General features: G+C 68.3%; 10 protein-coding genes. 2 read left to right on the top strand and 8 right to left on the bottom strand.

Annotation, left to right across the window (positions count from 1 at the left end):
* Positions 1–15: 15 nt before the first annotated feature.
* The 4 genes from L1892_RS05360 to typA are packed head-to-tail and all read right to left on the bottom strand — an operon-like array spanning position 16 to position 5,169.
* Positions 16–390, bottom strand: a complete 375-nt coding sequence (locus tag L1892_RS05360) for a facilitated glucose transporter (RefSeq protein WP_235722437.1) — start codon at positions 388–390, stop codon at positions 16–18.
* Entirely contained in the window at positions 390–1,286 is an 897-nt protein-coding gene (gene mshB, locus L1892_RS05355; protein ID WP_235722435.1) for an N-acetyl-1-D-myo-inositol-2-amino-2-deoxy-alpha-D-glucopyranoside deacetylase, read from the bottom strand. Before mshB ends, L1892_RS05360 begins: the two co-directional genes overlap by 1 nt.
* Entirely contained in the window at positions 1,283–3,214 is a 1,932-nt protein-coding gene (locus tag L1892_RS05350) for an ABC transporter family substrate-binding protein (protein ID WP_372474968.1), read from the bottom strand. Before L1892_RS05350 ends, mshB begins: the two co-directional genes overlap by 4 nt.
* Before the next feature lie 44 nt (positions 3,215–3,258).
* On the bottom strand, positions 3,259–5,169 hold the full coding sequence (gene typA / locus L1892_RS05345) for a translational GTPase TypA (RefSeq protein ID WP_235722433.1): 1,911 nt from the start codon (positions 5,167–5,169) through the stop codon (positions 3,259–3,261).
* A gap of 139 nt (positions 5,170–5,308) precedes the next feature.
* On the opposite strand from typA, the gene L1892_RS05340 reads away from it, so the two are divergent.
* Together L1892_RS05340 and L1892_RS05335 are read left to right on the top strand one after the other, a co-directional pair.
* Positions 5,309–5,485, top strand: coding sequence for a hypothetical protein (locus L1892_RS05340; RefSeq protein ID WP_235722432.1), 177 nt, complete (start codon positions 5,309–5,311; stop codon positions 5,483–5,485).
* Positions 5,486–5,562: 77 nt separating this feature from the next.
* Positions 5,563–6,000, top strand: a complete 438-nt coding sequence (locus L1892_RS05335) for a VOC family protein (protein ID WP_235722430.1) — start codon at positions 5,563–5,565, stop codon at positions 5,998–6,000.
* Between the two features lie 23 nt (positions 6,001–6,023).
* Here L1892_RS05335 and L1892_RS05330 read toward each other — a convergent pair whose 3' ends face one another.
* From L1892_RS05330 to L1892_RS05315, 4 genes are read right to left on the bottom strand one after another with little or no spacing between them, the layout of a single operon-like run.
* Positions 6,024–6,428: a (deoxy)nucleoside triphosphate pyrophosphohydrolase gene (locus L1892_RS05330; protein ID WP_235722428.1), complete on the bottom strand. Its 405-nt coding sequence runs from the start codon at positions 6,426–6,428 to the stop codon at positions 6,024–6,026.
* Positions 6,425–7,441 carry an ABC transporter ATP-binding protein gene (locus L1892_RS05325; RefSeq protein WP_235722427.1) on the bottom strand — a complete coding sequence of 339 codons (1,017 nt, stop codon included), beginning with the start codon at positions 7,439–7,441 and terminating at the stop codon, positions 6,425–6,427. The genes L1892_RS05330 and L1892_RS05325 overlap by 4 nt, the downstream gene beginning before the upstream one ends.
* A 17-nt stretch (positions 7,442–7,458) precedes the next feature.
* The gene (locus tag L1892_RS05320) at positions 7,459–9,084 is read right to left on the bottom strand and encodes an ABC transporter permease (RefSeq protein ID WP_235722777.1); all 1,626 of its coding nucleotides are present in this window, start codon (positions 9,082–9,084) and stop codon (positions 7,459–7,461) included.
* A complete protein-coding gene (locus L1892_RS05315; RefSeq protein ID WP_235722425.1) occupies positions 9,060–10,076 on the bottom strand; it encodes a thiamine ABC transporter substrate-binding protein in 1,017 nt (338 codons plus the stop codon). Before L1892_RS05315 ends, L1892_RS05320 begins: the two co-directional genes overlap by 25 nt.
* Between the last annotated feature and the right edge of the window lie 283 nt (positions 10,077–10,359).

Genomic DNA, 10,359 nt, shown 5'->3' with positions numbered 1-10,359 from the left:
CGGGACCGGCGCTGCTCAGCGGTCGTCGGGATCGGGCAACCGCCGGGTCCAGGCAAGCAGAAAGGGCACGCCTGCGCCAATGGCGAGCAGACCGAGGGTGGGCAGCACCAACGTTCCGTCCGGCACCAGCACGAGATCGCCGCCCGGGCCGGGCAGCGCGCCGGCGACCAGCACCAGCAACCAGGCCAGCAGCGGGAGGAAACGCAACGGTCCGTCGGTGATGGCCGCAGCCAGCCAGAGCAACACCGCGTTGACGATCCCGGCGAGCACCGCCGCCACCGGGATCGCGATGCCGCCGAAACGCAGGTAGACGAACGCCACCGACAACACACCGACGACGAAGCCGTTCACCACCAGCAAGGCCAGCAATGCGCGGTCGACGGGACGCATCAGTCGATCCCGGCGAACAGGTCGGTCTCCCGTCGCCCCGGCTCGGGCCGGTGGCGCGCGGAGATCAGCACGAAGTGCTCCCGGTCGAAGACGGGCTGCAAGATGTTGTTGGACAGCGCGTATTCGGATCCGGACGGCGCCACGGTCACCTGAGTCGCATGTGCGCGCAATCCGGCAACCTTGCGATCGACGACGTCGCCGACGTCGATCTCGGTGGTGATGGTGTGGTCGGGGTGGCTGGGCAACTCGTCGGCTGCCGGTAGTCGCCAGCCGTTCGGCACCCGGCCTGCCGCCGCCGACAACCCGGAACGCAGCGCGGAGCGTTCGGTGATCGACTCGTAGACCTTCACCGGCTCGGGCAGCGACCCGCCGGCCATCCGAGCATGCACCCGTGGCAGGGCCGCCACGGTCGACGCGTGGACCAGTTTGTGGTCGGGGTGGCCGTAGGTGCCCGCGTTGTCGTAGGTGACGACGACCTGCGGTGCAAACGACACGATCTCGTCGACGAGGGTGTCGACGAGATCGTCGAACCCGGCCCGGACCAACGCGCGCGGATGCTGCGCAGACGGTGCGCCGTCCATGCCGGAGTCCCGCCAATGCCCCGCTCCGCCGAGAAATCTCGGCCGCAGCGCCGGTCGCCCAGCCGGACTCAGCGCGGCCAGCGCGCTGCTCAGTTCCGCAATTCGGTATCCGCCCAGTTGATCGGCTCCACCGTCGGCGGCCAGCTGCGCCCATTCGTCGCCGATGACCTCGCCCTCTTCACCGAGGGTGAAGGTCAGCACGCGCACGTCGACGCCCTCGGCGAGGTAACGGGCGATGGTGCCGCCGGTCATGATCGTCTCGTCGTCGGGATGCGCGTGCAGCAGCAGCAAACGCCGCGAGGTGTCGGTGGTCATCGTTGCTCCCAGGCGACCGTGTCGCCGAAGATGGCGACCTGGATCGGTCCGGACAGCGGAACCCCGACGACCTGGTCGGTGAGGCCGACGAACATGCTGTCCTGATACAGCGGCACATAAACCGACTGTGCGGCGAGCAACGGCTCGGCCTCGGTGAGCAGTGGGATCGGGTTCGGCGCGGACAGCGCTTCGCGGGCCAGACCGATGAGCTGCGGATCGCAGATCCCGGAGACATTACTCGCATAGCTGTCGTCGGCCGCGCCCTCGCGACCCGGCGACACACTGGCCGGTGTAGGCGGCGTCGACAGTGACGGCGCGGTCCCCGGCTTGGGTTGATCGCAGTCGACCTGGGAGGCCAGCGATGCCGCGGCCGGCACGCCGAGGCCCTGCCAGCCCACCACGAGATCGACACGCGCGTTGGTCAGCGCGACACCGTAGAGCTCACTGTTGGGCAGCGCGAGCACCGTTGCCCGGACGCCTTGGCCGCGCAACTGGTCGACGATGTTGGCCGCCGCCGAGGTGGATCGTGGATCCCCGCTGATGGCGCCCACCCGGATCACCAGGTCGTCGCCGTCCTTGCGGTATGGGGCGATTCCGGCCGGTAGCGGCTCCACCTCGGTGCCACCGTCGGACGCGCTGGGGCCGTCGGAACCCGACTCGGCGGGCGATGCGGGCGCGCTCGACGCACCCATCGAGGCCGACGGAGCACCGGAAGGATTAGTGGTCTCCTCGTCGGGCGCTGCCCGTTGGTAACCCTCGTCGGCGAGCAGACCGGCGATCTCATCGGCCGTCGGCCGGACACGATCCACCGGGAAGTATCCGGGATCGGTGGGTGCGAAAACGGTGTTGGCGAACGGCGTGACGATGTCGTCCCCGGCACCGGCCAGGGTCACCAGATCCGGGTCGATCATTCCCAGCACGGCACGCCGTATCGGTAGTGCACGCATCGTCGAGGTGCGGGCGTTGACGCTGATCGACAGAGCCCGCGACGTGGGGCTGCGGCGGGTCATCAGACCGGGAACGGCCGACAGTTCGGCGGTGGTCGCCGGGCTGGTCCGCACCGCGGCGATCGCCGAGTCGCCCGTCCGCACCGACTCGACCATCTGCGATGCGGTGCCGGCACGTCGCAGCACCACCTGATCGAGACTGGGCGGTTCCATCCAGTATCGGTCGTTGCGAGCCAACCGCACCTCGTCGCGGGTCTGGTCGATGGAGACGATCGCAAACGGGCCCGCCGACACCGGTTTCCCGCTGTCCATACCGGTCTGGAAACCGGCCGGAGCACCCCGCAACACGTGACTGGGCAGCAGATCGGTGAACAATTGCCGCCACCCCGGATAGGGCTGGGCGAAGGTCACCTGCACCTCTTTACCGCCTGCGCGCGACTGCACGGAGTCGATGAGCCGGTATCCCGCGGGCGCCACCACATTGGGCTGGCGCGACATCTGTTGCCAGAGATACGAGAAATCGTCACCGGTGACCGGCAGCCCGTCCGACCACTGGGCATCGGTGTGGATCTGATAGGTCACGGTGAACGGGTCACGTGAGGTGACCTCGGCCGAGGTGATCAACGCCTCCTGGCGTTGCCACACCACTCCCTCCGGCGTTGCGACCGGCCGGAATGCGCTCGGCAGGGTCATCGCCGCGACCGCGGTGGTGACAGTGCCCTGATCGGCACCGATGTGCGGGTTGAAGCCGCCACCGACCGAATCGGTCGCGACATAGACCGTCTTCTCGGTCGGGTACTCGGTCGGAGTGGGCGGTGGAGCGGTTTCTCGCACCGGCGGCGGCGGGTTGGACATACACGCCGTCGCCAGCAGCGCGAGAGCGCCGAGTAGTGCCAGCAGCCGGACCCTGCGTCCACCGGAAACCGACTGTCTCACGCGGCCCGCTCCCGCCTGCCAACGACTCACCGACAACACCCCCACAAGCTCGTCACGGCGCGAATCGACGCCGGGCGCACACGCGCCGGCTATCCGGCCGCCTGGTCACGCGACTTCGCCCGCGAGCGCTCGCGGGCGCGCGTCGAGGAGTCGAGATGCACCTTACGCACCCGCACGACCTCGGGCGTCACCTCGACACACTCATCGGCGGCGCAGAACTCCATCGCGCCCTCGAGGTCGAGTTGCATCGGCTTGGCGAGGGTCTCCATCACGTCGGCCGACGACTGGCGCATGTTGGTCAGCTTCTTCTCGCGCGTGACATTGATGTCGAGATCCTCGGCACGCGGATTGATCCCGACGACCATGCCCTCGTAGGTGTCGGCACCCGGCTCGACGAAGAAGGTGCCGCGGTCGGCGAGCTGGATCATCGCGAACGGGGTGACGCTGCCGGTGCGGTCACTGACCAGCGATCCGGTGTGGCGTGCGCGGATCTCGCCGGCCCACGCGTCGTATCCGTCGAACACGGCGTTGGCGATGCCGGTTCCCCGGGTCTCGGTGAGGAAGTCGGTGCGGAACCCGATCAGGCCTCGCGAGGGCACGATGAACTCCATCCGGACCCAGCCGGTGCCGTGATTGTTCATGTGCTCCATGCGGCCCTTGCGGGCGGCAAGCAATTGGGTGACCGCACCGAGGTACTCCTCGGGGACGTCGACGGTCAGGTGCTCGAACGGCTCCTGCACCTTGCCGTCGACCTTGCGGGTCACCACCTGAGGTTTGCCAACGGTGAGTTCGAAGCCCTCGCGTCGCATCTGCTCGACCAGGATGGCCAGTGCAAGCTCGCCGCGGCCCTGGACCTCCCAGGCGTCGGGACGGCCGATGTCGAGCACCCGCAGCGACACGTTGCCCACGAGTTCGGAGTCCAGGCGCGACTTCACCATCCGGGCGGTCAGTTTGTGGCCCGACACCCGGCCGGCGAGCGGCGAGGAGTTGGTGCCGATGGTCACCGAGATCGCCGGCTCGTCGACGGTGATCCGCGGTAGCGGCTCCGGGTTGTCGAGGTCGGCGAGGGTGTCACCGATCATGATCTCCGGCATACCGGCCACCGCGACGATGTCACCGGCCACGGCCGATTCGGCCGGGGCGCGGTCCACGCCGACGGTGGCCAGCAGCTCCGTGATCTTCGCCTTCTCGACGACCGGCTCCCCGTCCACTTCACGACACCACGAGATCTGCTGGCCCTTGCGCAGGGTGCCGTTGTGGATACGGACCAGGGCCAGGCGACCGAGGAACGCCGACGCGTCGAGGTTGGTCACATGCGCCTGCAACGGCGCATCGGGGTCGCCCTTGGGCGCGGGAACGTGCTCGAGGAGCACATCGAAGAACGGGTCGAGATTCTCCCCCGACGGCACCTCGCCGTCGGCGGGCTGCTCGGTGCTGGCGACGCCGGCGCGGCCGGAGGCATAGAGCACGGGGAGCTCGAGTGCGAGCTCGGCCGCGGCAGCGGCCTCGTCGTCCAGGTCGGAGGCGAGGTCGAGCAGCAGATCCTGACTCTCGTCGACGACCTCCTGGATGCGCGCGTCCGGGCGGTCGGTCTTGTTCACCACCAGGATCACCGGCAGCGATGCGGCGAGTGCTTTGCGCATCACGAACCGGGTCTGCGGCAGCGGACCCTCGGAGGCATCGACGAGCAGCACCACACCATCGACCATCGACAGGCCGCGTTCGACCTCGCCACCGAAGTCGGCGTGGCCGGGCGTGTCGATGACGTTGATGACGACCTCGGTGCCGTCGGGCTGGCGACGATGGACCGCAGTGTTCTTCGCGAGAATGGTGATGCCCTTCTCGCGTTCGAGGTCACCCGAGTCCATCACGCGGTCGACGAGTTCGGCGCGCTCGCCGAAGACCCCCGACTGGCGCAGCATCGCGTCGACCAGCGTGGTCTTGCCGTGGTCGACGTGCGCGACGATCGCGACGTTTCGGAAGTTGTGGACAGCGCTCACTGAGCTCTCTTTCACTGCGATGGGGACCGGTCGATCACCGGTGGACAAGTCAACGCGTACAGGGTATCGGGCGACAAGCTGAGATCGCGATCACATCTCCGGGTCGGCCGATAAGTTAGGGCATGCTAATGTCCGGCGCATGGGCAAGGTCCACCCGGCGGACATCGCCGAACTGAAGCCGAAGAAGAAATGCTGCCGCAAGTCCACCAGGTGCGTACGGTGCCCGGTGGTGGTCCATCGGATGCGCAAACTCGACGGTGCGCAGATGACGAAGAAGCAGCTCACCAAGGCCCTTAAGCGGGCGCGCGCGGCCTGAGGGTGTGCGAGGGCCCTTCGTGTCGCTCGCAAGCTCGCGCCTCAGGGACCAACGGGAGACGCTCGTAGGATCCGGGCATGGGCATCAAACTCGAGAACGTCGCCATCGCCGTACGTGACCTCGACGCGGCCATCGCATTCTTCACCGACCTCGGACTCGAGGTGCTCGGTCGCGACACGGTCAGCGGCGAATGGACCGACACGGCCGTCGGCCTCGACGGCAACCACGCCAGGATCGCCATGTTGCAGACACCCGACGGCCTGGGGCGTCTCGAACTCTTCGAATACATCCACCCCGACGCGATCGAGACCGCACCCACGCGTCCGAACGAGATCGGTATGCACCGCGTCGCGTTCTCGGTCGATGACCTCGACGAAGCACTGCAGATCGCCGCTCGCCACGGGTGCCACCCGCTGCGCGGCGTGGGGACCTATGGGGACAGCTATCGGCTCACTTACGTGCGGGGGCCCAGCGGCATCATCGTGATGCTGGCCGAGGAGCTGAACCGCGGGTGAGCCTGGCCCGCATCGATGTCATCTCACCCGCCGAGGTCGCCGAGCAGTTCGGGCACCCACACGTTGTCGGCGGGTACCAGTCGACCCGAGTCGTGCATCAGTCGCAGGCCCGGCGCATCCACCCAACGCAGCGCCTCGTGTTCGGCGGGGTGCGGGGTGCCGCACTCGATGCGCGCCCGCAGGGCGACCAGCGTGAGATCGCCGGTCAAGGCGACCGATTCGCGCAGCGCCGCGCCCACCGCGATCGTCACCCCGAGCTCCTCACGCAGTTCTCGACGCAGCGCGTCCGCGGGGCTCTCCCCCGCCTCGACCTTGCCGCCCGGTAGCTCCCAGAGGCCCGCCAGGTCGGGTGGATAGCGCCGCTGCGCCAGCAGTAATCGATCACGGTCCAGGACCGCCCCGGCCACCACGATCCGGTGTCCGGTCATTCGCCGATCACCGCGACCCGCTCTTCGACCAGCTCGAGGGCGGCCCGGTCGCCCACGCCGAGTCGATCCGAGGTGATGGCATCGAGTTCGATGTGGCCCACCTGCACCCGCAGCCGGCGACCGGCCGGCAGATCGGCTACGGCCGCGACTACGCCGGACGACGGGCTCTCCCCGACGACACCGACGGCACGCACGGACTCGGGCCGTAGCCCCAACGACGCGTGTCCGTCCGGGAGATCGAGGGTGGCCTCCCCCAGCGAGGTCACCGCTCGTCCGTCGGTGACCTCGGCGGCCAGCACGGTGGTCACGCCGAGGAACCGGGCCGTCCACTCGTCCTTCGGGCTCAGCCACAGCTCAGCCGGCGCGGCGGTCTGCACCAACGCGCCACTGCGCATCACCGAGATCGAGTCGGCCATCAGCGCGGCCTCGGTGTGATCGTGGGTGACCACGATCGTCGGGGTCGCGGTGGTCGTGACGATGTCTCTGATCTCGGTGGCCAACCGGTCACGCAGCAACCGGTCGAGCGCGGCGAGTGGCTCGTCGAGCAACAACAGCCGCGGGCGGGGTGCCAGCGCCCGGGCCAGCGCGACACGTTGCGCCTGGCCCCCGGAGAGCTCCTCCACGCGACGCTCCCCGAACCCGCTGAGACGGACCAGTTCGAGCATCTCCTCAACTCGCACCCGGATTGCTGGACGGGGCCATCGACGCATCCGCAACCCGTAGGCGATGTTGGCGGCCACACTGCGCCCGCCGAAGAGCTGCCCATCCTGGAACACCACCCCGAAGTCACGCCGATGCGCCGGAGTGTCGGCCAGGTCCTGGCCATCGAACATGATCCGCCCCGTTGTCAGGGGCTCCAGTCCGGCGATGGCCCGGATGAGCGTGGACTTGCCACACCCCGAGGGACCCAGCAATGCGGTCACCACCGATCCGCCGGTGCCCGTCGACCAGGTGAGTTCGTCGATCACCGTGGTCGATCCGTACCGCACTGCCACATTGTCGAGTTCCAGCATGTCAGCGATCCACCATCTCAGAGCAGCGCCCCCTGGCGCGGCCGCAGCGCCTCCACGATCGTCACCGCCAGGGTCGTCACGGCGACCAGTACCACGGACGCTGCCATGGCGGTGGCCAGATTCTCCGCGCCGGGTCGGTTCAGGGCGGACCCGATCAGCACCGGCAGCGTGGTGGTGTCGGCGCGCGCCAGGAAACTCGTCGCACCGAACTCCCCGAGCGCCATCACGAAGGCGAACCCGCCGGCCGCGCCCAGAGACCGTCCGATCATCGGCAGGTCGACGGTCCAGAACACCCGCAGCGGTGACGCGCCGAGCGTCATCGCGGCCTGCCGCAGTCGCCACGACACCGATTCGAGCGCGGGCACCGCCACCCGTACCACCACCGGGATGGCGATCAGTGCCTGAACGCACGGGATGACCAGTGGCGATGCGGCCACCTCCCGGGGCAACGCCGCGAGCACGATCAAATAGCCGAATCCCAGTGTCACCGCGCTGATTCCGAGCGGAATGGTAGTAATGACGCCCCCCGCTGCCGCCCAGGCCCCGGTGGATCGATGCATCGCGATGGCGGCGAGGAGACCGACCACCAGCGCGATCACCATCGCGAGCGCGGCCGTGACCAACGAGTAGCGCAGCGATTCCAGCGGGGTGACGCCGTTGACCGATTCGTTGAGCGCGCGGTAGCCGGCCAGCGTCCAGGTCCCGTCGGCTCCGGGGCGTACCGAACGCACCACCAGGACCGCCAGCGGCGCGACCAGGACCACCGCGACCCACGCCAGAGCGGCGGACACCGGCAACCACTGCCTGCCCCGAGGCCGTACCCGGGTCTCGGCCGCAGCGGTGGGACCCGAACCGCCGGGCTCGGTGAACAGCCGGGTCAGCAGCAGCGCGGCCACCACCACGACGATCTGCAGCATCGACAGGGTCACCGCTTCCGGAATGCGGAAGTAACTGACGGCCTGGGTGTAGATCTCGGTCTCCAGAGTGCGAATCTCCCCGTTGCCCAGGATGATGATCACCCCAAAGCTCGTGGAACAGAACAGGAAGACCAGCGCAGCGGCAGCGCCGACCGCCGGGAGCAGGCGTGGGAGGGTCACGTCGACGAAAGCGCGCGCCCGGTAAGCGCCGAGCGTCTGGGCGACCTGGGCGAGCCGGGGGTCCACCGACCGCCACGCCGCCCCGACCACCCGTGCGATCACCGCGACGTTCAGGAAGGCGTGGGCGAGCAGGATCGGCCAGAGTCCCGACGAGATGTCAGCGAAGGCCAGCGGGCCATCGAGCAAAGCCCGGAACGCGACCCCGACGACGACCGTCGGCAACACGAAGGGCACCGTCACCACGACCGTCAGCAACAGCGAGCCGGGGATGTCGATACGGGCGATCAGCCACACCATCGGCGCAGCGACCACCAGCGCCAGCACGGTGGACGCGGCAGCCTGAAACAGGGTGAAGCCCAACAGGTCCACGGCGTTGGTGCGACGCAGCAAGGCACCGATACCCTCGCCCGAACGCACCTCGACCGCGCGTCGCACGAGCGCACCGAGCGGCCACAGGAAGAACACCAGGATGAAAGCCGCGGGCACCAACCTCAGCGCGAACACGCCCAGACGCCGGCCCGTCACCGCCCGACGGCGTCGCGCCATTCCTGCAGCCACGCCTCCCGATTCTGCGCGACGTAGGCAGGTGGGAGGCTGACAGTCCAGGACGGCACCGGGGCCCGCTGGACCCATCCGTCGGGCAGCGGTGTCCCCTGCTGCACCGGATAGACATACATCGATGACGGCAGGGCCTCCTGCACCGTCGGCGAGAGCATGAAGTCGACCAGTTTTCGCGCGCCGGTGAGATTGTCGGTCCCTTTGAGGATTCCGACGTACTCGACCTGCCGCCAGCAGCTGTCGAGGAGCGCCGAGGTCCCCGGGGTGGCGGCCGGCGACGATGCGTAGGACAGCACGATGGGTTTGTCGCCTTGCGCCTCACCGGCGGAGAACAGCTGGTTGTAGGCGATCTCCCAACCGGAGACCACGGTCGCACCGCCTGCGGTCACCGTCTTCCAGTAGTCCTGCCATCCCTGCGGAAACACCCCGATGGTGGTCAGCAGGAAGGCGAGTCCGGGCGACGAGGTACCGGGATCGAGCAAGGCGGCCTGCGACGCGTATTTCGGGTCACGCAGGTCACGCAGACTCGTCGGCGGTTCCTCACCGCGTGAGGCATACCAATCGTCGTCGACGTTGAGGCAGACATCGCCACGGTCCACCGCGGTCAGTTCGTTGTCGGAATCGGGCAGCGCGTAATCGGCGGCGCCGCCGGCCGCCATCGGCGACTGGTAGGGCTCGAGCGCACCCGCCTCGATCGGACGCGAGGCAAAGGTGTTGTCGATGCCGAACACCGCATCCGCTTTGGGCGATCCGGGGGTCAGCGACACGGTCGAGGCGAGCTGGCCGGCATCTCCGGATTTGACCACCTTCAGGGTCAATCCGGTCTCCTGGCGGAAGGTGTCGAACACCGAATCCGGCAGGGTGAACGAATCGTGTGTCAGCAACGTGACCTCGGCGCCGGGCTCCGCGTCGTCGGCGCATCCGGCCACCACGGTCGCACCGGTCAGCACCGCTGCCACTGCGGCGACTGCCCTGGTCACGTATCTGCGTCTGTGGACACCGATCACGATGAACGGCCACCTCTCTCGTCGTCTGGCCACTGCTCGATCTAACCAGTAACTCCACGACTACACGACCGTTGCCACAGCGAACCCCATCAGTAACAATTGCATCAACAACACCATTGGTCACATTCTTTGGCGTTAGGCTCCCTGGACGGTGCCCGTCGTCGGCGGGTGCATAGAATGACGCGCGACGCGATCTGCGTCGTCCGTCACTGACCGCGGAGTGCAGGCCACAACCGGCCCGCACCGACGACCGATT

This window comes from Gordonia tangerina (genome assembly GCF_021556435.1).
GTDB classification, from domain to species: domain Bacteria; phylum Actinomycetota; class Actinomycetes; order Mycobacteriales; family Mycobacteriaceae; genus Gordonia; species Gordonia tangerina.
Note: the sequence above shows the minus strand (reverse complement) of the source record. Positions and strands in the feature narration are given on the sequence as shown.